The sequence below is a fragment of the Dyadobacter flavalbus genome, from assembly GCF_006149045.1.
Classification (GTDB): domain Bacteria; phylum Bacteroidota; class Bacteroidia; order Cytophagales; family Spirosomataceae; genus Dyadobacter; species Dyadobacter flavalbus.
The window spans coordinates 11,833-37,237 of record NZ_VBSN01000026.1 but is presented as its reverse complement, the minus strand read 5'-3'; the positions used below and the strand labels follow the sequence as shown (position 1 = coordinate 37,237).

The window sequence follows — 25,405 nt, the reverse complement described above, 5'->3', positions numbered from 1 at the left end:
ATTACCAATTCTATTATAACTGCCATGCCAAAGATGTCCTATCAGGAAATCGCTGCTTGAATATTTCTCGTATTATTAATATACTTCATTGGTTTAAAGCAATACTTATTTTCTCTTTAACTGTCTGAGCAGATCTTGTGCCTTCTTAGCTTCCATTTGCCTCCGATTTAGATTCTGCTCTGCCTCTTTCACCGATAGTTCATGCGCTTCAAGCCTTTGTGTTTCAAGCTCAGCCCGGTCAGGATCTCTGTAATAAATACTGTCAGCTTGTGCTGCAAGGGTCGGGCTGAGCTGCCTGGCAATACGGAATTTAAGATTATTTTCCCGCAAACGGCTACATTCCCCATAACTGCTGATGGTTACTGCAACACTCAAAGCCGTAACGATCAAAAGCAATACAGCTGAAATGATGAACCCTTTCGAACGAAAGTCAAAATGGTGGTAGTTTTTAACTTTGAAAGCATGGGGAATACACTCAATGCCCTTCTGGACTTCTGAAAGCTGGGACGCCAGCGAGGAGATTGATGAACAATTGTCTATTTCGCTCTTTAACCCGGCCAATGTGTTTGTCAGGACCTCGTTCTGAGATTCTGCCCAAGATTGGATCAGATTCTCAATAGATGCGTTCTTCCTGATCACAATCGAAAGCACTTCTTCAATCGATTCTAGTTGTTCTTCTATATTTTTCATAAGCTTTGTCCTAAATACTTTTTACGTTTCTTCTTTTTTGACAGATTGGTAATAGGCTGCCCATACTGCTGAACAGGTTTGAACAGGTCATCAGGTATTAGGTCACTTGGGCTGTTTTGCAGGAACAAAACAGGATAAAACCTTTCTTTTGAAAAATCTGGTTGATAAGCAGACTGCTTTTGATATTGCTGCATCAATAATTGTTTCTGGTTCTGCCCGATCAAGGCATCCAGCTTGCCAAAGCTCAGGTTTCGGTCGATCTTTGACCCTTTGAACAGAAAATCGCTTTTTTTAAAGCTGACTCCCTGGATCTCACTTGTGCCAGACTTGTATTTGAAAATGGTTTCAATGCCTTGTCTTTCCAGTTTAACACTTAAATCCTTCCAGTTTTGAGCACTTGTGCTTGCTGCTTTGATCGCATCATATAATTCATACTTGATTTTATCTGCACCTTTCAGCTGCTGCCGGTTGACCTGTTCTTTCCCCTTTCCTAAATAGTAGCCATATTTCAGGGTGATGTCTTTGCATACTTTTATATTCCTTGATTTTTGAAACTGATCTGAGATGGATTTTCCTTCATTGCTTACCCGGTTATAAATTATATGCAAATGTGGATGGTTTTTATCCCGGTGCTCGACCAGGATAAACTGCGTATCTGTAATCTTCATCTTTTCCAAATACTCCAACGCACGCTGTTTCATGATTTCAGGTGTTAGCCGGGCAACATCTTTCTTGCTCCAGCTTAGTGAAATATGCCCGGTTGCCTTTCTGAGGTCCGGATTCAGTTTCCTCTGCATGTTGAAATCATCGATCATTGAGCTGACCTGATCCGTTCTTACACCTTCGGCCAGCAGCAGACTTGCCTCATGTTTTTGCATGGCATACCGGATCACACCACCAAAGCTGCTGCCGATTGTAATCTTACCGATCATCGCTGCTCATCTTTTTTAAGATTAAATTGATTTGCAAAAGCAACTCTTTACAGGATTGCCGGATGAATGTCAATCCTTCCTTATGGGCAAGATGCGCGAGTTGATTGAGGTTGTTGGCCATACCTGTCAGTGTCCTGAGATGTTTGAGATCCTCAGGTTTTAGCCTGGCCAGAACTTTTGCTTTTTTAGCAGCCTGCCTGAACCAAGCACTTGGTTTTATGCCGGCATCCCTGGCTTTTTCTTCAATCAGAAAACGCTCGTTTTCCGTCAGTCTGACCATGAACTGAGTTTGCCGTTTTACTTTTTTAGGGGGCCTTCCACCTTTTGGGTTATAAGGCTTTGTCTTCTTTGTTTCTGTCTGTTCCATTTCACATTCCATTTTCTATTTCTAACCTTTTGCGACCAGCGGGAGAAAAAGGCAAGTTTTTAGTTGCGCAAGGAGCGCAACATGTTTTTGCGAAGCGAAAACACAAACTTGCTCTCTGAAGACATTTATAGACTTAGCCCCCTCGACTTTTTCAAATCCTTACGTTGTATCGTATCTTTCTGTATTGGCTTTTGATCTAATAAATACTCATTAAGATCTTTAAACTTCTGATACATACATGATGCATCGATGGGGTTCAAACCAGCGGATTCGTATTTCCCCAAGGCTTTTCTGCCTGCATTATCATGATCCAGATAGAGAAAAACATTACGGTAGTTTTTCAAAATGTCCAAACTGCGATCCACGAAACTGACTGAGTTCAGGATTAAAAAATCACTGGCTACCGGGTTTTCTTTTCTAAGAGTAAGAAGAGAAAGAAAATCCATAAACCCTTCCAATACACAAACTGATCGGGTGCCATTTTCAATGTGGCTGATATCCTTAGGAGAAGATGAGCCTTTGAAGTATTGACTGCGAAGTTCATATCCACCGGACCTGTTTTTAAAGCCTACAGCAAAGTAGCTTTTGTCTCCGATCTGGTAATACACTTCTTGACAGTGTATTCTTGCAATTTCGGACGCAATCCCTCGTGACTTGATGTAATTTGTAATAGCAAGATTGTTCCCCAACTGCTGGACATGCGAAATTTTTATTGACGAAACACTTTCTTCCTGGGTAACGCTATCCAATATATGTAATGGTGGTCTTAACGCAAATTGCTGTTGAAATAAATAAGAACCTGCTTCAAACTTTGATAATGATTCTTTCACATCACAATTAAACAGCTGGCATCCCAGATCAATAATATCTCCTCCTATGCCAGTACCATGATCATAAAATAGGTTGAGTTTTGTGTCAACTTTGAAAGAGGGTGTATTTTCCCGGCGTAATGGAGAAAGATACCAATGATCATTTCCGCGAATGTATTCAGGATGGATATGATTACTTTTCAGAAACTCTACAATAGAGATTTCTTTGGCTTGCTGGCAAGTCATAATTATAGGAGTTAAATGTTAAAAAACTGATGAATTGATGCGCTGAGCGCTTATCTTGTTCTATACCAATGATTTAAACTATCATCAAGGTTTCATCAACAATCATCGAATGCTGCATCATAGTTATTGGATTGATGCGCTGCTGATGCGATCTTGATGCATCATAAAAAATTGATTATTAAATAATTAACCATATTTCTCATCAATTCATCAAAATATTAGATAATATCATTGTACTCGTTTATCTGCTTTTTCGACAGGATATAATATCTGCCTTTCCCTGTTTGCTCAAAGACACTGCCATCGGTCAGAAACTTGTATTGTAGATAGCTTAGCGAGTTTTTAGCTGGAACCAATTTCCAATTATTTTGCAGGATCCGTTTAATTTGTATAAGATCTTTGTACCGGACATGCTTCTTATTAAGCCAGTCCTGCACGTCTGCGGTACAGAATTTTATCTCGTCTAAATCCTTTTCATCCACGATTGTCAATAGGACGTGGGCAATCTCTAATTCCAGCTTATTCCGGTTTTGGTTGAGCAACTTCTTTAATGCCGGTGTGGCAATCTGTGCGGCGGTGAACCACATACGTGTCTGCTGCTGATAGGTGAAGTCCCGGTGAATGAGGAAATGAATAAAGTAGGGAATCTCAGACTGAAGCTCAGCCAACAGTTTCTCGTTATCGAATTTGAGCACCGGTATTTTTCGGACCCAGTAACGGATTTCACCAGGCTCGGCAATGATAAAATGATCTTCGTTATTGCTGCAAAGAATAAATTTTCCGAAGAACTCTATTTCCTGTCGGTCAAATCCTTTAGCCTCTATCTTGTAAAACTTAGCCGTACTTAAATTCTTAATCCGCTCGGAATCTTCTTTTCGGTCGAGAAATGTCTCATCTACCCCAATAATTAGCTTTTGAGCCCATTCAATATTGAAATTGGACCGAAAATCTTCATTGCTGTTAATGGTCATATTTTCCCCGAAAATGGATTTGACAAAGTGCAGAAAAGTTGTTTTCCCTGTATTACGTTCTTCACTGACCAGACAAAGGATTGGCAGGATCTGTGTAGGTTTTTCCAAAAGCACTTTAAAATAATCATATCCCATTTCTATCTGTTCTCCGAAAATATGTCGGAGAAAACCGAAGATAGTATTCGAGTCCCCTTTTTTGGCAACATGCTGAAATGGTTGATAACGGTTGTAGAAGCCAACCACTTTTTGCTCATAATTTAAATGGCTGGGCACAAAGCAAAATCCATCATACCGTTCTACCTCGTTTTTAAGGAATTTACGGTCATGGTCTAGCCGTATGCAATCTGCGGACCAAGGGACCAGAATGGTCATGGTGTCCCCGGAGGAGAGCGGCTTTCGCACTTCCTTGAAGTAGCTTGTTCCAATTCTCAGATATTTGTGTTTATTTTTCATTGTCTCGCAAGAATTGGTTTCTGACCATTAGCAACCCATTCCAAAAGCTTTTGTCTGGAAAATAGGAGCTTACCTTCAATCTTACAAAACGGGATCTTTTTTCTTTTCACCAGCCCATATATTGAAGTCTCTTTGTACTTGATAAGCTGAGCAGCTTCTTTTGTATCTAAGAGCGTGTCGGAATCATCTGGTTTGTGAACCGGTTGTACTAGCAATGCTTTTCTAACTGAGGCTTCGATCAGCTCATGCAATTGTTGCCCCGAGAGTGAAATTAAAACGGTTGTGTCCATCATATCTATCAGATTTTCGTGATGGGCAAAACAAACTTGAAAAAAATGAAAAAAGGAATAAAACGTTGACTACGTCCAAAAGGCAAATTATGCAGAAATAAACTTTTTTCACATTTAATGGCTCGGTACGATCGAAACGACAGCGATTCAGTATATTTTGATGCTAGCACTGGCAGGCATGTGCTCCTCTCAATCAGAGCATCCCTAGTCTCTTAAATCATTTTATTATGGCATATTCGTTGATCTTTCCCAAGACTTTCAAAAAGTCAGTCTTGTAGGTTCCATTAGGTAGTGACTTGATGCTCTGAATAATGTTACCGCGCTCTTTGTTAATATTACTTTTAAGGCTTGCAACCTTGGTTTTACTGTAACATGAAAAGGTTGCTATCAACGCTTCACAGTATCTTTCAAGATTGATATTGTTTCGGTCAGTGTTAAGTTTGTATGTAACATGCATTAACAGATTTATAATTCTTTCATATTTCCCTGGCGGTAAGTTATAAAATTTAGATTCGGATTGCGGGAGCATTCCCTTCTTTGCCGAATCGTCAAACATGCAGCCCAATAATTCCAGTACCTCTTCCGGTTCAAAAAAAACCTGGATAGAATTAATTGGTCGACACTTCCACACGTCTAATAAAATCATCCACAGTGAGATGATCTCATCAACCGGATAGTCCAATAGGATCTTATTAAATTTTGCCTTTTCGACTTGTTCAGTAAGTAAGCTTGGCAGAAATTCCTGCTTAACATCCTCTTGAATCGCTGCGTCTTCATCCGGCTCCTCAGTACGCTCGTCTTTCTCTATGACTTCCTCAAATACCTTTTCGTTAGAGACCGACTCCCGAATTCTTGCCTCCGGGATAGTATTTTCGAGATTCTGGATCAAATTGTGATATTCTCCAAAAGCTTTGAGTAAATACGCCTGTATAAATCCTAGGGCATAAAGACATTTGGGAGTAGCAAACCCCTCGAAAAACAAATGATCGCCGCAAAACTCGATGAAGTCACGAAGCCTGGTTTCCTTTACAGCACCGTCTATCAGATTTATCGTTGATTGGACCTCTCTTGGAAAGTCTGAACTTCCGTCGGAATAGCCCTTAGAAAAATTGGACTTTATTGCGTCAAGGTGTTCAGCTGAAATAGGATGACTATGATCTATTAGTAGATCACCTTTGAGAACTGGGTTGTACTCAAAGACTTCTATCAGATTCCTTTCGCTGACAAACAGTGTTTCCCAGTTGTTGAAAACAATCCTTTTAAACGGGAAATAGGAATTAAAGTAATTAATTTCCTCTCTTTGGAATATTTTGTCCTTAAAATGCAAATAGGGATGCTGTCCGAGATCCTCCGTATCGAGACCACTAACCGGATGAAAGCCTGGCAAATCAAAAAAATACATACGCTAAATAGTTGAGTTGATCAAATCATCCAAGACCGGATCTCCGATATCTTCAAGATAGATATCTGTTGTTTTCAGACTGTCGTGACCTAGTGATCTGCCAATATTCTCTTTTGACATTCCGTTCCTGCGAAGTGCTGTTGCATACGAGTGCCTAGCTACGTATGTAGTCAACGTCTTTGCTATGCCTAATGATAAACCCAGTTCCTTTATCTGCTTGTTAACCCTTGTGAGTATTTTCTTCTTCCTGTCCCTAACAGATTGCAGAGTCGCATGTCTCTTGTATAATATCGGAAAGATGTGTCCGGAATCGCTATTCCCTTCCATATTTTGATAATGCTCAAGAATTCGCAACGCAGTCGGATGCAGCTTAAACCGAAACTCCTCCTTTGTCTTGGATCGGAAGTAATGAAGTTCATCTCCCATAATGTTAGTCCACTTCAAATCTGCCAGATCCGTAAAATTCAATCCGCGGCAGTAAAAACTGAAAAGAAAGTAATTCCTCGAATTAATGAGTGTGTCGTTCTTCGGATCAATTTCTAACGCTTCTATCAATCCAATCTGATCTTTGGTGATTGCTCTCTTTTTGGTTCTGGGATTATTGTATTTTGAAAACGCAAAGTCCTTAAATGGATAGTGAGTTTCCGGACAATATTTGTTTTTGATGGCCAGCTTCCACAATGTTCGAAATGTTCGCAAGTAAAAACTACGCGTCGTAATGGCGCAACCTCGTGCCAAGAGATATTCCTCATACTTCACTAAAAAACTCGTGTTGATGCTAAGAAATTCTCTATCCTTCTTATTCATGAAGTTTTTCAGACTTTTCAACGTGGACTCATAGGTTTCCTTCGAACCGAGACGATTCTGTTGATCCAAATAGGCAATGTGCTCTTCGAACACGTCAAAGAGCTTTTTTCGTTCTGGTTCGGTATTTCCACCAGTGAGCTTCCTAACTAAATCCTTAATTTCCTCAAATGTTGGTCTGACGCCTTTCTTCCCTTCGGATAAAATATAGAAATCTATTTCAGAGGAGATCGTCCTTAAAAGAAGATTGATTTCTTTGTGCTTTGGGTGTGCCTTAGAAACAGATTGTGTTTTATCTTGCCAATTCTCAATTGAACTGTACTTTTTGGTACTTACCAATTGATTCTTCCTGTCAATGATAATCTGAAGCATAATTGGATATTCCGTCTCGTTCGGAGAGCTCTGTGGCCGCAGGATCAATCTGGTTGAAATCGCCATATTGAGATAATTTAGTCGAACATTAGTCGAACATTTTGTATCTAATCTTACCTAGGCAAACTTAAAAAAAATAATTAACATATTGATTATTAGACATATAGAAAATTCAAAGTTATGTAAAATTATACAAAATTACCCTAAAAAGTTGCATGGGGTGCTAGGGGTCGCAAGTTCGAATCTTGTCATCCCGACATTGATTATCAGCCACTTACAGCAAATGTTGTAAGTGGCTTTTTTATTAGGCCGAACATGAGTCGAATATTTCTTGTCGTGAAGAAATGAGCCTTTTGCCGTTTTCAATTCATGCAATGGAATTAAACGACGAGCATCGATACTACTGTATAAATAGTTTCCGTTTAATCAGTGACAGTAAAGCAACATCTAGTCCTTTACGAAAATAATTGCGTTACAGCCTGACAGCAGTTTACTGTACAATGTAATTAGGTTACTTTAATGAGCATTCTTTCTTTGCAACCTGTATTGAACAATATTAACTATTGTTTTGAATGGTGCCTCTATTAGAAATTCTGCTGCAGCTCAACATCCTTTATTGATATTGTAATAGCTCAAATGGCGCTAATGATATAGCCGCCAGAAATTGACGCAATTGCAAAAATGTTAAACATTCCTATGCTGCAAACCGCACAGGTAATTGTAACATTTCTTCTCCTTGTGCCAGTGTCCTGAATTTTATTTGGATATTAAGTGCGGAAACCGAGGTAGAACATTACTGCTTTCCGCCTGCGTCCAGGAACCTCATTATCTTAGCAAACATAATTTCATTTTTAAACATAAAAATTATTCTAAACAATGAAAACAGATCAGGAGAACTTTTGGAGTAAGGATTTTGGACAAGAGTACAGCGACAGAAATTCATGGCAGTCTGATGCAGATTGGGATCAATTCTATTTAGACACCTGGGGTAAATCAAAATTGGATATCAACAATATTGTACTTGAAGGCTTGCCTAAGGATATCAGAATACTGGAAGTTGGCTGTAATATCGGTATGCAGTTAAAAGGTTTTCAAAGAATGGGTTTTGAAAATCTTTACGGCATAGAGTTACAACAATATGCTGTTGAAAAAGCAAAACAAATTACCAGCAAAATCAATATTATTCAAGGTTCCGGTTTTGATCTCCCTTTTAAAGACGGATATTTTGATCTTGTATGCACAAATGGGGTTTTAATCCATATTGCTCCTGCTGATCATAGCCGTATCATGACAGAGATGTATCGCTGCAGCAATAAATATATCATGGGATGGGAATATTATTCCGATGATATTCAGGAAATTAATTACAGGGGAAATACCGGCTATCTTTGGAAAGCTGATTTTGCAGGTATTTTTATGAAATACTTTCCTGATCTGAAGGAGGTTTCCCGTACAAAGGTTCCTTATACTTCTGAAAAGGAAAAGGGAAATGTAGATGAAATATATTTGCTTAGAAAATAGAAATTATACCGCTCAAAAAGCCTGATTATAATGTAATGGAACTGGACAAAACCAGCTCCATTACATAAAATGTTAAATCTTAAACCGTCTGACCTGACAGGAAATAATGTATTCTGCTTTGCAATCTTTAATTAGCACCTATTGCAGTCATGACTGTATTATTTGTTTCATCCGTATCACCACCAGAATTTGGAGTAATTGACGCTACAATTTTACGGGTTGCTCCGCTTGGTACACCGGCATTACGGGTTATGGTGAATCCGATTACAGAATGTCCTGATGGCCCCATTTGCGATCCGGGTTTGGATTTTACGATAATGTAATCGTTATCAAATGAAAGCAGCCAGTCTCCATTTTCGTTTGCCGTTCCTCCGAAAACATTGGAAACGGAATTAACCCCCGGCGTAGTTATTTTGAAACCATCAATCTTGGCTATTTTAAATTCAATCGGGGTAGATGTTGGATTGCTCTGCGTATTCCATACATGCACAACAAAGTCCCTGGAAGCACCTTCATCCAGATTCACTTCATTAATATCGACCGTAAGCGTCAGGTCAGACGGGCATGGAACCACTGCTGTTACCTTTGCTGTTGAATTATCCGTATTGTAACAGTTATGCTGACTGTCCCAAAGAAAAGCATAATATGTTCCTGGCTGAGCAGCCGCAACAGCATTGGCATCCATAGCCTGACCGGTATGCGTCGGATTGTCAAACCAAACCACCTGCGTACCTGCAACGGGCGCTCCTGACAAAGCTTTATTAAGATCTATGCTAACAGTTGGGCAAACACTAGTCAAGGTTTTAGCCTCGAAAACCTGCTGGTTGCCTGCGTAACAATTCTTGACTTCTACCTTGGCAGTTGAATTGTCTGTATTGTAGCACCCTCCATAAGAATCTTGAAAGTAGAACGCATAATAGGTTCCCGCTGAAACGATTGGAGGAACAGACTTCCCACCGTTAATTGGATCCCCACTGTGTGTTGGGTTATCAAACCAAGCAACATAAACCCAAGGCTTAGATGGAACCGGTGTAAAGGGATCACCGGCAAAGGCATCATTGAGGTTGACTGTTGTTGAAGGAGATATAGGAAACAAAGTGGTCTTTTGCGCATCTAATGATACCTGAGAGCTGCCTGCATCACAAACCTGCGTAACGCAGTTTTTCAGTTCCACTTGTATCCATAAAGGATTACTGTAACAATCGTTTACCGCATCATAATAATAGGCATAGTAAGAATGCAGTCCCGGCGTACTGGGGGCAGCCAGGCCATTGAGAAGCGGATTTCCTTCATGCTTGTTGTTGTCAAAGAAAACAAGGGTTGTGCCGGGAGGATTGGGACTGTTTGCCAAGGCCGCATAAAGGTTTATCGTTTTAGTAGGACAAGAATTGGATAGAGTTCCTTTACCGGGTTCACCTTTGGGAGTGGTAGTCGCCAAACACGAAAGATCAACAACGGCGTTTTCCCCTACATCAACATTGACAGCACCCCTGTTTGTACCTTGATACCAGGGATTCGCACGAATAGTAAATTTATGACTTGATGATTTGGCTGTAAAAATGTATTCTTGCTTAAGCCACTTATCCCGATTATTAACATTAGGCTGATCAAAAAGTATAGTGACATCCGGAAGACCATCTATTGAGTAAGAGGCCGAACCTGCATAGTCACTTATTTTATTTAAACTTGGAGATTGTTGTGATACCACTTCTATGTACTTTGCCGTCATGATATGGAAGGTAAACTTGTACTGATGGCCTGGCACCAAGTTATAAATAGTTGTAAAAGCCGGCGTTGGACCTATAACATTAGGATCAGCAAGAACAGTCATGAATGTACTGAACAGAGCCGGTGAAGCTGGCAATGGTGCAGTTACCCATGGATAAAGTTGGCTACTGCCAAAAGTCGAGATAGTGGATACTGCCGGATAAGGGTCTTTTAAAAAGCTTGGAGACCACCCATTAGGAGTACAATTATAACATGCAGCCTTACCGCCGGTTATAGAAACAGTCTGTCCAAACGACAAAACAAGCGTCGTTAAATAAATGAGCGTTAATAAGAATAGTTTTTTCATTATTGCTTTGAATGGGATAGTAAATAATAAATACCTTGAAGAGCCGGCAAAATGTCGCTTAGATATTGCTTGGTACCGATCTTTTTGTTCAGCTACAACTCATTATTTTGTCACCAGGACTTTCTGTGCACTACTAGACCCGTCCTTTTTAACTATTTTAAGGATGTAGATTCCAGACTGCCAATCTCTTACATCAATTGTTTTTATAGACTGAAGACCAGAATTGTATACAATTCTTCCATCTGCTGTAACAGCACTTACTTTAGATATTGTGCTCCACTCATCAATATTCAAGAAGTCAGAAACAGGATTTGGATATACAGAAATACTGCTAGCGAATTTAAACTTTAATGTACGCACCTTACTATACGTATTGGTTCCATCCTTATCAATCATATGCAATCGGTAAAGGTTTTCTCCTTCATAAGGCTCTTTGTCAATCGCAGAATATATGGACAGCTCTTTACTTTCTCCCTTGGCCTCTACAGTTTCAAACGTTATCCAATGCTTGCCGTCCACACTTTTTTGAACATCAAACCGCTCACTGTTGAATTCGTTGCTGGTTTCCCAATGTAACAAAGCATGTTGTCCTTCTTTTTGAACATTGAATTGTACAAGAGTCACCGGCTGAGGGTCCTCACTGATGGTTTGAATATTGGTTACGCTGTTATCATTTCCGCTATGGTTTCCTTTTGTTTGCGGACCATTATGAAAGCCCAAAGTTGATGTAATTGTAGAAAGCGGCGCCTTGGTTATGGCCTTTACAAGTACATGAAAGATAACATTTTCTCCCGGATCCAGTGATTTGTCATATCGGAGAATAACCGTACTTGATGTTTTAAAAAGCGTCCCGAATGAGGTCAACGGCGAATTATCGTCGTTCACCACATCGACTATCTCGATATTCGGTGAAACCGTGATCTCTGATCTCAGACGTCCTGCCGGCGCTGCAATTCCCTCGAGCGATTCATTCAGCAGTTCTATTTTCACATACCCGGTTTGTCCTAAAATAAGTTTATCGGGCTGGCCCAGAATGTTCAGACTAACATCCTGCGCAAACGCATGCTTTCCGAAAACCAACAAAGTGGTTATGCATATGATTTTAAAATAATTTTTCATCTGGAAATAATCTTGAATGTGAATTATCATTTGGTTGTGATCAAGTTCGTGACGGTATTGTTGTTCTTACTATTGATATCACCACCGGCACCTGCAACAATTGTAGGTGTAACATTTTGGATGGTGTTAAAAGGAACGCCGTTTTTCCGCTTGATATGAAAGCCGATAATTGCCTCTCCTTTTCCTGCAACGACAATTCCGGGCTTGCTCGTAATCGTAATAAGCTTGTTATTTTCGGAAAACTGCCAGTTGGAATTCTGATTCTGAATGCCTCCTGAAACATTGGAACTGCCATTGAAAAAATTGTAAGTTATATCAAAGCCACTTGGCTTGGTGACGCTGAATTTGACTTCACTAAACGTACTGCTTCCATTAAGTTCCTTTATTCTCACAATGAAGTCCCGTTCAGCCGTTTCGGTAAAATCAGCATCATCAATATCCAGAACCGGTGTCAGATCAACGCAATCCATAATAACAGCAACAACCTGGGCAGTTGAGTTTTCGGTATTATAGCATTTCATGATCGGATCATAGTAAAAAGCATAATAAACACCCGCTCCCACAGCCGTAGCGTCCGCAATCGGAGATCCTGAATGACTGGGATTATTAAACCAAACCAGCTCCGTACCGTTTGGAGGTGTATTAACAGCGGCCTTATTCAAGTCCACCGTCAGCTTTGGGCACTCATTTACCAAACTACCTGAAACAGCCACCGTAGTACCTTCTGCTGCACAAGGACAGTTTACCTCTACCGTAACCACAGCATGTGATTCGGCAGTATTATAGCAATCAGAAAGCGGGTCATAATAAAATACATAGTATGTTCCCGGCTTAACAGCTGTAATATCCTCTATCCACTGACCGGTATGGTAAGGATTGTCAAACCATCTTATAATAACACCCAAAGGTTTCTGATCTATTTCAGCCTTATTCAAATTTCCCAGGGAGTCAGGGCAATTTGCAAAGATCTTTTCTGTGCCAAGCCAAACTTGATCCGTACCCGCTAGACACGGGGTCGGATCACAAAGCGGAGCAGGCTGAACAAATACTTCGGCAATGGAATTATTGGTATTAAAACAGTTCAAACCAGCATCCCAGTAAAATGCGTAATACTTCCTTCCGACCTGACCTCCTGTAACCTTATGAGGATCAGCAACTTCTTTGCCGGCAGAATGCTCGGGATCACTGTACCAGACAACGCTGGTTCCCGAAGGAGCTTGCCCGATGACAAATGGAGTAATATCGGCCGTATTAGTCGGGCAAGTAGCCTGAACTGTGTTTCCTTGTAATGTAACCTCATTGGTACCGGCTTTACAAAGATCGGTTATGGCATTTTGTGCAACATCAATATTGATTGCACCCGTTTTTGTTGACGGTGTTACCGGCACTACAAAAGAAATTTTGGCATCCGTGTCTGTTGCAGTCCAGGTAATTGAATAATTATTCCATTCATCAGCAGGTACCAAAACATGCTTTGTAACAACGCCATCGTCCACTTTAATCAGAATATCGGCGGCATAGGTCCCGAAAGTTGGCGGAGAACCGGCAAAGTTTCCGACACGGGCAGACATTATTTCAGAAGTTAACGTATAAACGTGTCCCGCAGTTAAACCCGTAACCATTGTAGAAACCTCATGCGGCTGATTTGTAGGCTGGTTAGCCTGGGTAACTATCGTCAAAAAGGTACTCGCTCCAGACGGAGGCGGCAAAACAGGCCCGGGATTATTGCTGCCATATTCCAGCCATTTAAGCGAATTAAAACCACCCACGTTAGTTAAGGTAGACACATGAGAAATGACGCCAGTCGATGTCCAGGACGGAGGTGCGCAGCTTAAGCATGGGTCGCTGCCGCCGGTAGGAGCTATACTTTGCGCCATTAACTGGCCATAACCGCAAAGTATCAGTAAAAAGAACTTGAAGATTTTCTTCATAATTTTTAAGTTATGTGATAAAAATGAATTTGAGCGGGAAGATTCTATTTTACTCCTGTTCAAACATTCTAATGTTAGCAGGCGGCAGGGCGCAATTACCAAAAGGCTTTATGGGCAGTTACAGTAGCTTAGGATAAACATCCCTGCTGACTCGGCAAAAGGTTTGCGGGTTCAAGTACACGGGAATTGCAAAAGTTCTGACAACTAGAAGCTGGCTGCGGGCGGAGGAAAACTAAAAATCTGGCAGCCGCTTAAACAAAGCCGGTGACAGGTACTTAATTTGAAAATTAAGCTGTGAAAACCGGCTTCAGGCACGCATTTTTCGGTAAGTAACATTTCGGCCAATCTGTAATGACTCTGAATGCCGGATCACGGCCTGAATGCAGGAAAAGAAATTAAGTTTACTCAATATCAACCAAATAAACTTATTATGGATCAAGAATCACATTCCAACGGCAATGGAAAACCACAGGTAATTCCGGCTAATGGAGAAAATTCGGCAACAACCGGTTCAGAAATGCTGACGACCCGGCAAGGGCATCCGGTTTATGACAACCAGAATACCCGTACGGTAGGCAATCGCGGGCCGGTAACGATGGAGAACTATCATTTTCTTGAAAAAATGTCTCATTTTGACCGTGAACGTATTCCTGAACGCGTAGTGCATGCACGCGGAGCCGGAGCACACGGATATTTTGAAAGCTACGGAACAGTAGGCGGCGAGCCTGTTGCCAAATATACAAGAGCAAAAGTATTTCAGAATACTGAAAAGCGTACGCCTGTTTTCGTACGGTTCTCAAGCGTGATTCATGGCGGCCATTCGCCTGAAACACTCCGCGACCCGCGTGGTTTTGCGGTGAAAATGTACACAGAAGATGGAAACTGGGATCTTGTCGGGAATAACCTGAAGGTATTTTTTATCCGCGATGCCATGAAATTCCCCGACCTTGTGCATGCATTCAAACCGGACCCGGTCACCAATATCCAGGACGGCGAACGGATATTTGATTTTATCAGCAATACGCCCGAGGCATTGCATATGATTACGTTCCTCTTTTCTCCATGGGGAATTCCGGCCAATTACCGGCAGATGCAGGGTTCAGGCGTGAATACCTATAAATGGGTAAATGCGGAAGGCGAAGCAGTACTGGTAAAATATCACTGGGAACCTTTGCAGGGAATCCGGAACCTGACTCAGCAACAGGCTGAGGAAATTCAGGGAAAAAATTTCAATCACGCAACGCAGGATTTGTATGAAGCCATTGAAAAAGGAGAATTTCCGCAATGGGAACTATGCGTCCAGATTATGGCTGACGGAGAACATCCCGAGCTGGACTTTGATCCGCTGGACGATACCAAATTGTGGCCCAAAGAACAGTTCCCGTTTTTGCCGGTAGGTAAAATGACTCTGGACCGGAACCCTGTAAATTATTTTGCCGAAGTGGAACAGGTTGCCTTTGGTACCGGTGTACTGGTGGACGGACTGGACTTTTCAGATGACAAAATGCTGCAGGGACGCACATTCGCCTACTCCGATACACAGCGCTATCGCGTAGGCACCAACTATCTGCAGCTTCCGATCAATGCACCGAAACGCGCGGTGGCTTCCAATCAGCGGGATGGACAAATGGCTTACAGACAAGATATTGTTGAAGGGTTGAATCCGCATGTAAATTACGAGCCTTCAACCATGGGCGGCCTGAAAGAAGCGCCAAGAAACGGACGTGAACATACGCCGATGTATCAGGCAGCACTGGTCAGGGAAAAAATCAGCAGACAGAACAACTTTCAGCAGGCAGGCGAAACGTACCGGAATTTTGAAGACTGGGAACGTGACGACTTGATCAACAATCTTGTAAATACGCTTGCTCCTGCCAAAAAGCATATTCAGGAAAAAATGATCGAGCTTTTCACGCAATGTGATGAAGATTACGGCAGAAGGTTTGCCGAAGGACTGAAAGCCAGTGAATCCAAAGTCATTGACGCAGGTCCGATCGGAACAACCGACACGCATAAAGCAGTAGAACAAGCCGAATCAGTTTCCAGAGAAGCAAACCCGTACTGATCCGCTTTTCAATAGTTGATAAACCGGCAATCCGGATGATCTGCATTCAAAAGCCCGTTCCACTCCGGAACGGGCTTTTATTTTAACTCTTGCCTCAACTTCTCTTCTACCTTACTGCTCACATTTCATTTTCTGCATCTCACATGCTGCATCTCACATTTCACCCCTTTGCCGATTTAATCCAGCATTAACCCTCGCTTAACGTCCTGGTAATATCAGGTGCCTACTTTCGCACTCCATTTACAATCCCTTTTAAAAACGAACACAAAATGATCAGATTAATTACCGCATTTTTTGCGCTCTGCATCTTATTATGCACAGCTCCACCGCGCACTTACGGGCAGGGCAATGAAGCGACGATCACAGGAAAAGTATCAGAATCAAAGGCTGGAGGCATTGTCGGTGCTACGGTTATTGTCCGCAATGAATCTACCGGTTTTCAGGCGGGTACGGTAACGGATATCAACGGTGACTATATTATCAAGCAGCTTCCGCTTGGTTCGCCCTATTCCGTCAGCGTTTCATATGTGGGATACGGAGAGCAGAAAAAAAGCGGCTATGCATTGAACCAGGGCGACCAGTTGCGGCTCAACTTTGCACTGGAAACAGACGCTACCGAACTGCAGGCTGTTGATATCAAAGCCAGTTCTCTTAAAAATACCGTCATGACGCTCGGCTCTTCCACACCGATCTCGGCAAGAGACATCGGAAGGCTGCCCGTAAACGGCCGTAATTTTACTTCTCTCATCGACCTTTCACCGCTGAGCAACGGAAGCAGCCTGGGCGGCCAGCTGGCATCATCCACCAATTACACGATTGACGGCATGACTTCCCGCGGTACCATTGCCGGCGGAAGCACACAGAGTGCTTACTCCATTTCCATGGAAGCAATCCGTGAATTTAAAGTTGTAACCAATGAATATGACGTAACCATGGGCCGCGCCGGTGGCGGTACGATCAGTACGGTAACAAAATCGGGAACAAACCAGCTTTCAGGAAGCGCATTCACTTTCGGCAGAACCGACTGGCTTTCGAGTCCTTACGACCTTCGCGGCAACAAAAGAACACAGCAGTTTTCTACTTATCAGTACGGATTTTCACTGGGCGGGCCGATTATCCGCGACAAGGCGCATTTCTTCGTTGCATGGGATCATCAGGCCGACTCACGTCCGCTTTACATTGCCAACAACCTTTCGCCCGCCGATATAGCAGCCAACCGCGTTACTAATGAAACACTGGAAGAATTCAGCGCCATTGCGCGCAGCAAGTACGGCATGTCGGATGCACCTCAGTACGGTGCATTTGACAAGAGAAAAGGTACGGATGCCATCTTTGCACGTGTCGACTGGCAGCTGAACTCCAAAAACCTGCTTACACTGCGCAACAACTTTGTACGTGAAGACGACAAGCTTTCTGAAGGGGACAACTCGGGAATCAACTTTTATGAATCCTATATCAACCGTAAAAAGTTTGACAACAGCATCATGGCATCATTGCGCACGATCCTGAGTCCGAAAATCACGAATGAAGTCAAATTGCAGCATTTTTATGAAGACGTAGCCGTAATTCCGAGCGATGAGCTGCCGGCACAAGGCATTCCGCGTGCCATTGTTGAAAACGTTGAATCCGTTTCAGGAACAAACACTTACTTCAATTCCATTCAGATCGGCGGACAGCGTTTTTCACCGGAATGGTTCAAAGGAAATGTTCTTCAGCTTGTCGATAATTTTTATTACAACACCGGAAAAATCAACTTTACTTTCGGCGTTGACCTGATGTACAACCAGATGCATTCGCGCTACGGAAGCGAAATGAACGGCCGCTTTTATTTTACCGGTCTTGAAAACTTCAATAACCTGAAACCATACCGGTATGCACGCGAAATCTACATGTCGGAGGATGAAAGCCAAAAAGTACGTTCCCTGAGCTCGGGCTTGTATGCACAAATGGAAACCCGCCTCGGCCTGGGACTCGAAATGACAGCCGGTCTTCGCCTGGATCATACGACTTACCTGAACCGCGCCAATTTCAGCCAGGTCGTTTACGATCAGCTTGGAATACGTACGGATAACAAAATCAATACGTTGCAATTGCAGCCGCGCGTGCAGTTTACGTGGGATGTCAACGATCAGAGCAAGGATGTAATCCGTTTTGGTGCGGGTGTGTTCGGCTCGGCACTCAACCCGTATTCTATGGTGAACAATATGCTTTTTGACGGTTCCAAAGTAGCTTCTGTAGAGATTCAGGGCGATCTTGTACCCACACCGAATTTCCCGAGCTACCGCAATGATCCGTCTACTGCACCGGGTGCAGAACTGTTTAACATACCGGGTATTGAGCGGCTGATCACGATCAACACCAACAGTCCGGATGCAAAAGTACCGGTGGTTTACAAGACTAACTTTTCTTACAACCACTTTTTCAGCGACCGTCTTCGCATCGGGGTAAGCGGATATGCATCATGGGCACGCAACAATTACATGTATCTGGACCGCAATATGGTGGACGATCCGTTCTTCAGAATTGAAGCCGAAGCCAATCGCGGCGTGTACGTTCCGGCTGCAAGCATCAATGCTACCAATGGTGCTACAAACTGGCTGAACGGCCGTAAAACAAATCAGGTCGGCCGCGTACTGGAACTGGTGAGCGAAGGCAAGAAAAACCAGTACGCCGTTGTGATTGACGGAACTTACCGCTATTTCCGTGACGGACAAATCACTGCTTCCTATACCTGGAACGACTCCAAAGACAATACTTCTTACAATGGTAACGTGGCCAATACGGCTACCCTCGACCAGATGGTTGTGGACGATCCGCGCGACCTGAGCAAAATGTCGTATGCAAACAATCAGTTCCGCCAGAAAGTGGTATTCTACGGAACGGCACCAAGCTTCTGGGGCATAACAGTAGGACTTCGTTACTCAGGAATTGGCGGAACGCGCTACACGCTGGCAGTAAGCGGAAATATGAACGGGGATTTTGTATCGTCTAATGACCTTGCTTTTGTGTATAATCCTGCAAATACCGCCACACCGGAATATCTGCGTACGGGAATCCAGGCTATTCTTGACAATCCTGAAGCTGAAGAAAGTATCAAACGCTACATCCGCGAAAATGCAGGAAAAGTGGCTGAGCGCAACGGCGGTGTCAATGACTTTTACGGTGTGTTCGATCTGAGGCTTGCAAAACGTTTCAGGATTTACAGAAATCATGGCATTGAAGCATCCGTTGATATTTTCAATGTTGCCAACATGCTTAACAAAGACTGGGGTGTGGGAAATAACCTTGGCAAGCAGAATCTTCTGACGATCCGCAGTTTCGACAAGACCAAAGAAGAATTTGTATATAATGTAAACAAAGGCGCCGGCGTATCCAGCCTGAACGGAAACCCTTATCAGGTACAGCTTGGTCTCAGATATGCTTTTTAAGATGGTAAATAGAAACAAATGGACGGACATGCGTAAAGTCGTTTTTTCATTCCTGCTTATGGCACTTTCCTGTGCTTCCATTGCTCAGGAAAGACACGTGATCCTGATCAGCATCGACGGACTCCGGCCCGAGTTTTACAAAGATCCTTCGTGGTCAATGGTGAATCTGCGGCAGGCCATGCAGACAGGCGCCTACGCAGACGGCGTAACCGGCGTGTTCCCGACTGTCACTTATCCTTCGCATACGACAATGATCACCGGCGTAAAACCTGCAAAGCACGGCGTACATTACAATACGCCGCCTGAGCCACTGGAAGTTACCGGAAAATGGATATGGGATTACAAAACGATTAAGGCCCCGACTATTTTCAGTGCGGCAAAGGCACAGGGATTAAGAACGGCATCCGTATTCTGGCCGGTTTCGGTAGGCGGTCCGGCCGATTATAATATTCCGGAATTCTGGTATTTGCCCAAAACAAAGGGTGGCAAGCGCGATATGATGCATGCACTTTCAGAAAATGCTTCGCCAAAAGGCTTTTTCGAGGAAGTGCAGCAGCAGGCAACCGGCCAGCTGGAAGAAATCGACTTTGACGGGGATTATCTCGGCATTGATGCCAATTTGTCACGTATGAGCGGCTACATCATCCGTAAGTACAAACCGGCATTTCTGGCTGTTCACCTTGTTGCGCTGGACCATTTCGAGCACGAGCAGGGACGCGACGGAGACAAGGTCCGTGCGGCGCTGAGCAGTGTGGACGGCGGTGTGAAGACAATCCTGGAAGCAATTGACAAGGCAGGTATCAAGGATAATACGACGGTTATTGTTACCGGAGACCACGGTTTTGTAGATATTCATTCGGCTATTGCGCCTAACGTGCTCCTTGCAAAAGAAGGCTTGTATGATCCGGCAAACAAAGCAGACTGGAAAGCTTATTTTCATGGTTCCGGCGGCGCTGCGTTCCTGCATCTGAAGGACAAAAACGACACGCAGACACTGGAAAAAGTAAAAGCTGCATTGACCAAACTTTCTGCTTCGGAAAAAAACATGTTTGAAGTGAAAGACCGGACTGCGCTGGACATGATCGGAGCCGATCCGACTGCCGCGCTTGCACTCGCCCCGAAACAAGGCTTCACGATCAGCAGTGCTGCGACTGGCGAGCTTGTACGTTCGGCAAGCGGCGGCACACACGGGTTTTTTCCTGACTTCAAGGAAATACAAACGGGTTTTGTCGTGTTTGGCAAAGGCATCAGGCAAGGCGCCGTAATTCCGGAAATGGGTCTGCAGGATATTGCTCCGCTTGTTGCGAAACTGCTGAATATGCCGTTTCCTTCGGCTGAGGGAACACTTTATCCCGGATTGCTGACTGCTGACAAATAGTAACCGTAATGATCAATAAACGTCAAAAGCAGGGCATATGTCCTGCTTTTGACGTTTATCCCCGAATCAAAACCAACCTTGCGCCAGCCTGGAAACAAATGACATTTACAAGAATTCAACTTCTTTAAAATGGACGGAATATTTAATACCTTACAGGCATACGGATGTAAAAAAGCCTGAAACTGAATACCGGCTCTTGTAATTTTAAAGTTCTGACCTTACAAAGCCGGGCGCAGGCACTCAACAATATTTCTATGAAAATCAATGCAATAATCACAGGAGCGACGGGCATGGTCGGCGAAGGCGTTTTGCTGGAATGCCTGAATCATCCGGATGTGGAAAAGGTTCTTGTCATCAACCGGAAGCCCGGAGGCATAACGCATCCGAAGCTGAAGGAAATCATTCATTCTGATTTTTTCAACCTTGCTCCTGTCGAAACGCAGCTTGCCGGGTACAATGCCTGCTTTTTCTGCTTGGGAATATCGTCAGTCGGCATAAGCAACGAAGAATACAGACGCATTACTTACGACCTCACGCTGAATTTTGGACAAGTACTGGCCAGACTTAATCCGGAAATGACTTTCTGCTACGTTACAGGCGCGGGTACCGACAGCAGTGAACAGGGAAGTATTGCGTGGGCACGCGTAAAAGGCGCTACTGAAAATGCACTATTGCATTTGTTTAAAAATGCATACATGTTCCGCCCGGGCTTTATGAAAGCAACGCCGGGACAGAAAAATATAAAATCCTATTACAAGCTTATTTTCTGGTTTTATCCTGTTGGCCGCAAGTTGTTCCCGGCCGGTTTCTGTACATTACAGGAAGTAGGGCAAACCATGATCAAGGCAGCAGGCAAAGGTTATTCTAAAAAAATACTGGAAGTAAAAGACATTGTGGCACTCGCAAATTCGTGATTCAAATCCGGAACAGCTGCTGAAATTCAGATTTCCTGAAACTTGGTTTCAGGAAATTTTTAATACGGTACAATGGAGACTCTAACTTTCACTTTTTATAATGGCCAGCGTTTTCTGATCCTGCATGCCGTTGAAATATTTGTCCAGAACTGCCTGAAAAACCGGATCCGTATTTTCCAGCAAACTGAATAAAGTCATACAGGATTTCAGTTTCAGATCATCCGGACTTCCCATGATCTGGTTGGCTGTTTTGCCGCTGAGTGCAAGTACTGCCTTTGTAATTTCAATCAGCCTGCTTCCCAAAACCGGATGCTGCAGGTAATCTTTTGCTTCATTCAGATTTGTGATGGCATAAAATTCAGACGTGGAACTGAAACCCAGCCCGTGTATCTGAGGGAAAATATACCAGATCCAGTGACTTCGCTTTCTTCCGCTTTTCATTTCAGCCAATGCCTGTGGATAATCGCGGTTTTGTGCTTCCAAAAACCTGTTCAGGTTACGCTCGGTTTTCATTTTGATCCGGTTTAAAGTTGTAAAAGCAAGCTGATGAAATAACCGCAATACTAATTTCCAAACAACAAATATCAAAAGCCTTTATAGCAGGCAAAGGAAATTTTCCTGCTGAAAATACTTTCAACATTTCACTATTCTGTGAATTTTGGTACTAATACATGAAAATAACATAACTGGCCATTTTGGCTTGTTTAATCTTTTCTATTATCAATTTTTTCTTTTAATATTATTATTTGTTATATACAATAAACCGTTACTAATGATAAATACTTATACTTTCCGGCAAAAAATCATTCTGACTTTCAAATGTGCAGTGAACATCCTGACTGTTTCATTTCTTATGTCATTTACTTTACAGGACACCACGCCCAAGCCTGACGAAAGCAGATTTACGCCTGTGGTAATTGCCGAAAACCTTGACGAACCTATGGTTTTTGAAGTTCTTAAAGACGGCTCCGCTTTGATAATCGAAAGAAAAGGAGCGCTTAAGAAGTACAATCCGGTCACCAAAACCACTGATCTGATTGCCGAGATTCCGGTCAATACAAAATACACAAGTGCGGAAGGTGTTGTAAGAGAAGCCGAAGAAGGGCTGATGGGACTTACGCTGGATCCGAATTATGAAACCAATCACTGGATTTACCTTTACTATGCGCATCCGACCGAGAAAAAGCACGTGCTCGGGCGCTGGGAATTCAAAGACGATCAATTGGTTGAGTCGTCCAAAAAGACTGTAATTGAAGTAGAAACACAGCGTGAAGTATGCTGCCATACCGGCGGCGGTATGACTTGGGACAAAGCGGGAAATCTTTATCTTACCGTCGGGAACAACACCGGAAACCAGCAAGCGGCACAAACCGATGAACGTGAAGGCCGCAGCAGCTGGGACGATCAGGGCCATGCCGGAAATACAAATGATCTGAGAGGAAAAATCCTGAGAATCCATCCGGAGCCGAATGGCACTTATACCATTCCGGAAGGCAATCTTTTCCCGAAAGGAACCGCAAAAACACGTCCGGAGATTTATTCCATGGGTCACAGAAATCCGTGGCGCATTGCCATTGACAGCAAAACAGGATTTGTTTACTGGGGAGAGGTCGGTCCGGATGCCGGCGAAGATTCGGAAATCGGTCCGCGCGGATACGATGAAATGAATCAGGCAAGAAAACCCGGAAATTTCGGGTGGCCGTGGTTTGTCGCTGATGATCAGGCTTTTCCGGTTTATGACTATGCAGCCAATAAACCGCTTGCTAAAAAAGATCCTAAAAACCTTATCAATACCTCACCTAACAATACCGGCTTACGGGAACTTCCGCCAACGGAGCCGACCTTTATTTATTATCCATACGGCGTCTCGGAGAAATTCCCTCTGGTGGGTTCCGGCTCGCGAAGTGCTACGGGCGGACCTATATTTCATAAATCCGATTTTAAAAACCCGAAACGCCCTTGGCCTGCCTATTATGAAAACAAATGGATCATGGCCGACTTTTCACGCGGCTGGATCATGGCTGTTTCCATGAAGGAAAACGGGGATTATGAATCCATGGAACGTGTCATGCCGGCATATCATCCGGTGCAGCCAATTGATATCAAGTTTGGTCCGGACGGAGACCTTTACATTCTGGAATATGGCAGCAACTGGTTCCGTAAAAGCGATAATTCCCGTCTTGTCCGGATTGAATACAACGGCGGAAACAGAAAACCCGTCGTGCAGGTTGCAACGGACAAAAAAGGAGGAACTGTTCCGTTTCAGGCCAAATTATCGTCCGAAGGAACCAGGGATTATGACGGAGATGTGCTCAGATACAACTGGAAAGTAACAGGTCCCGGCAATGTCACCAAATCATTCAATACAGCAAATCCCAGCGTTACTTTTGACAAACCCGGCGTTTACATGGCCACGCTCCATGTTACCGATGCCAAAGGTGCAAGCAACAGCCAGTCTCTCAAGATAGTTGCCGGCAACGAACCACCACAGGTTACTGTCGACCTTTCAGACAACAGGACATTTTTCTTTCCCGGAAAGCCCATCCAGTATGCCGTTAATGTAAGCGACAAGGAAGACGGAAGCCTTGCAGACGGAAAGATAAAGCCGGAGCAGATCGCAGTCAGCATTGATTATACGTCCGATGGATTTGATTATGCAGAAGTAATCCAGGGTCAGCGAAGCGTGGATGCCTCGACGCAGTTTGCCGTTGCACAGGCATTGATCAACAAAAGTGACTGCAAGGTTTGTCATCAGCTTAATACCAAATCGGTTGGGCCTGCTTTTGCAGATGTTTCGAACAAATACAAAAGTCAGCCGGGTTCAATGGATTACCTTGTAAGTAAAGTACTGAAAGGCGGGGCCGGCGTATGGGGCGAAGTGGCCATGCCTGCGCACCCTGCATTGCCTGTTGCCGATGCGGAAGTAATTGTCAGATACATTCTGAACAGTACGGACAAAACGCTCAGCACTTTACCCGTAAAAGGAGAATTTACACCTAAAATCCCGAACGGCGATAATGGAAACGGCTCAGTCCTGATCCGGGCAGCTTATACGGATCGTGCAACAAACGGTTCAAAGGCTATTCCGGCGCAGACTTCCGAAGAAATGATCGTCCTGCGAAGCCCGGAAATGAATGCAGCCGAAGCATCTGTTGTAAAAGGGGCCGAACTGAAAGCACTCGGCGTTGCCGGACTGGGTTTCAGCGTGGTTGCATTTGATAACAGTTATCTGGGCTTCAAAAACATTGACCTGACCAACATAAGTCAGCTTTCACTCAATGCTTCCGCACAGAAACGCGAAGGCAGCGTGGGCGGAACCATAGAAATAAGGCTCGACTCTCCTACCGGAGAAATTGCAGGTCAGCAGAAAGTGGAAATTGCACCCGAAGTAGACATAGCCAAAGTAATGGCAGAAATGGAAAGTGAAAAGAAAAATGCCAAGCCGGGAGAAACGCCCAAGCAGCGGAATCCGTTTGCCAGACCGCCTGTTGTTATTGATCTGAAGGATGTAAAGGGGAAACATGACCTTTATTTTGTTTTCAAAAATGATGAAGCCAAGGCCATTCAACCGCTGCTGTCATTCTCCAAAATCAATTTCGTGCAGGCTTCGGATTCACAGAAATAAACAAACGCATTCAA

Annotated in this window: 18 protein-coding genes; 6 read left to right on the top strand and 12 right to left on the bottom strand. The window is 43.4% G+C overall.

Annotated elements, in window-relative coordinates:
• Nucleotides 1-105: 105 nt before the first annotated feature.
• From FEM33_RS04925 to FEM33_RS04890, 8 genes are all read right to left on the bottom strand, one after another.
• Complete coding sequence (locus tag FEM33_RS04925; protein WP_139010993.1) at nt 106-690, bottom strand: hypothetical protein; 585 nt, start codon at nt 688-690, stop codon at nt 106-108.
• A complete protein-coding gene (locus FEM33_RS04920; RefSeq protein ID WP_139010992.1) occupies nt 687-1,622 on the bottom strand; it encodes a relaxase/mobilization nuclease domain-containing protein in 936 nt (311 codons plus the stop codon). The genes FEM33_RS04925 and FEM33_RS04920 overlap by 4 nt, the downstream gene beginning before the upstream one ends.
• Entirely contained in the window at nt 1,612-1,989 is a 378-nt protein-coding gene (locus tag FEM33_RS04915; RefSeq protein WP_161597070.1) for a MobC family plasmid mobilization relaxosome protein, read from the bottom strand. Before FEM33_RS04915 ends, FEM33_RS04920 begins: the two co-directional genes overlap by 11 nt.
• 125 nt (nt 1,990-2,114) lie before the next feature.
• Nucleotides 2,115-3,044: a DUF8464 domain-containing protein gene (locus tag FEM33_RS04910; RefSeq protein WP_139010990.1), complete on the bottom strand. Its 930-nt coding sequence runs from the start codon at nt 3,042-3,044 to the stop codon at nt 2,115-2,117.
• A 218-nt stretch (nt 3,045-3,262) separates the two neighbouring features.
• A complete protein-coding gene (locus FEM33_RS04905; protein WP_139010989.1) occupies nt 3,263-4,468 on the bottom strand; it encodes a primase-helicase family protein in 1,206 nt (401 codons plus the stop codon).
• On the bottom strand, nt 4,465-4,761 hold the full coding sequence (locus tag FEM33_RS04900) for a helix-turn-helix domain-containing protein (protein ID WP_139010988.1): 297 nt from the start codon (nt 4,759-4,761) through the stop codon (nt 4,465-4,467). The genes FEM33_RS04905 and FEM33_RS04900 overlap by 4 nt, the downstream gene beginning before the upstream one ends.
• 214 nt (nt 4,762-4,975) lie before the next feature.
• Nucleotides 4,976-6,160, bottom strand: coding sequence for a hypothetical protein (locus FEM33_RS04895; protein WP_139010987.1), 1,185 nt, complete (start codon nt 6,158-6,160; stop codon nt 4,976-4,978).
• A 3-nt stretch (nt 6,161-6,163) separates the two neighbouring features.
• On the bottom strand, nt 6,164-7,402 hold the full coding sequence (locus FEM33_RS04890) for a site-specific integrase (RefSeq protein ID WP_139010986.1): 1,239 nt from the start codon (nt 7,400-7,402) through the stop codon (nt 6,164-6,166).
• A gap of 810 nt (nt 7,403-8,212) precedes the next feature.
• Between FEM33_RS04890 and FEM33_RS04885 the strand changes: the two genes are divergently transcribed.
• Nucleotides 8,213-8,857: a pseudaminic acid biosynthesis-associated methylase gene (locus tag FEM33_RS04885; protein WP_139010985.1), complete on the top strand. Its 645-nt coding sequence runs from the start codon at nt 8,213-8,215 to the stop codon at nt 8,855-8,857.
• Between the two features lie 127 nt (nt 8,858-8,984).
• Here the strand turns inward: FEM33_RS04885 and FEM33_RS04880 are convergent, their stop codons facing one another.
• From FEM33_RS04880 to FEM33_RS04870, 3 genes are all read right to left on the bottom strand, one after another.
• Complete coding sequence (locus tag FEM33_RS04880) at nt 8,985-10,931, bottom strand: hypothetical protein (protein WP_139010984.1); 1,947 nt, start codon at nt 10,929-10,931, stop codon at nt 8,985-8,987.
• 102 nt (nt 10,932-11,033) lie between these two features.
• Complete coding sequence (locus FEM33_RS04875; protein WP_139010983.1) at nt 11,034-12,080, bottom strand: T9SS type A sorting domain-containing protein; 1,047 nt, start codon at nt 12,078-12,080, stop codon at nt 11,034-11,036.
• The gene (locus FEM33_RS04870; protein WP_139010982.1) at nt 12,077-13,981 is read right to left on the bottom strand and encodes a hypothetical protein; all 1,905 of its coding nucleotides are present in this window, start codon (nt 13,979-13,981) and stop codon (nt 12,077-12,079) included. The genes FEM33_RS04875 and FEM33_RS04870 overlap by 4 nt, the downstream gene beginning before the upstream one ends.
• Nucleotides 13,982-14,498: 517 nt before the next feature.
• Here FEM33_RS04870 and FEM33_RS04865 point away from each other — a divergent pair.
• From FEM33_RS04865 to FEM33_RS04850, 4 genes are all read left to right on the top strand, one after another.
• Nucleotides 14,499-16,046 carry a catalase gene (locus FEM33_RS04865; protein ID WP_201747699.1) on the top strand — a complete coding sequence of 516 codons (1,548 nt, stop codon included), beginning with the start codon at nt 14,499-14,501 and terminating at the stop codon, nt 16,044-16,046.
• Between the two features lie 269 nt (nt 16,047-16,315).
• Nucleotides 16,316-19,474, top strand: coding sequence for a TonB-dependent receptor (locus FEM33_RS04860; protein ID WP_139010980.1), 3,159 nt, complete (start codon nt 16,316-16,318; stop codon nt 19,472-19,474).
• A gap of 28 nt (nt 19,475-19,502) precedes the next feature.
• Nucleotides 19,503-20,852 carry an alkaline phosphatase family protein gene (locus tag FEM33_RS04855; RefSeq protein WP_229214094.1) on the top strand — a complete coding sequence of 450 codons (1,350 nt, stop codon included), beginning with the start codon at nt 19,503-19,505 and terminating at the stop codon, nt 20,850-20,852.
• 254 nt (nt 20,853-21,106) lie between these two features.
• Nucleotides 21,107-21,766, top strand: coding sequence for a Rossmann-fold NAD(P)-binding domain-containing protein (locus tag FEM33_RS04850; RefSeq protein ID WP_139010979.1), 660 nt, complete (start codon nt 21,107-21,109; stop codon nt 21,764-21,766).
• Nucleotides 21,767-21,847: 81 nt separating this feature from the next.
• Here the strand turns inward: FEM33_RS04850 and FEM33_RS04845 are convergent, their stop codons facing one another.
• Nucleotides 21,848-22,279, bottom strand: coding sequence for a DUF1810 domain-containing protein (locus FEM33_RS04845; RefSeq protein ID WP_139010978.1), 432 nt, complete (start codon nt 22,277-22,279; stop codon nt 21,848-21,850).
• 259 nt (nt 22,280-22,538) lie between these two features.
• Here FEM33_RS04845 and FEM33_RS04840 point away from each other — a divergent pair, with 259 nt between their 5' ends.
• Nucleotides 22,539-25,391, top strand: coding sequence for a PQQ-dependent sugar dehydrogenase (locus tag FEM33_RS04840; RefSeq protein WP_139010977.1), 2,853 nt, complete (start codon nt 22,539-22,541; stop codon nt 25,389-25,391).
• Nucleotides 25,392-25,405: the final 14 nt, after the last annotated feature.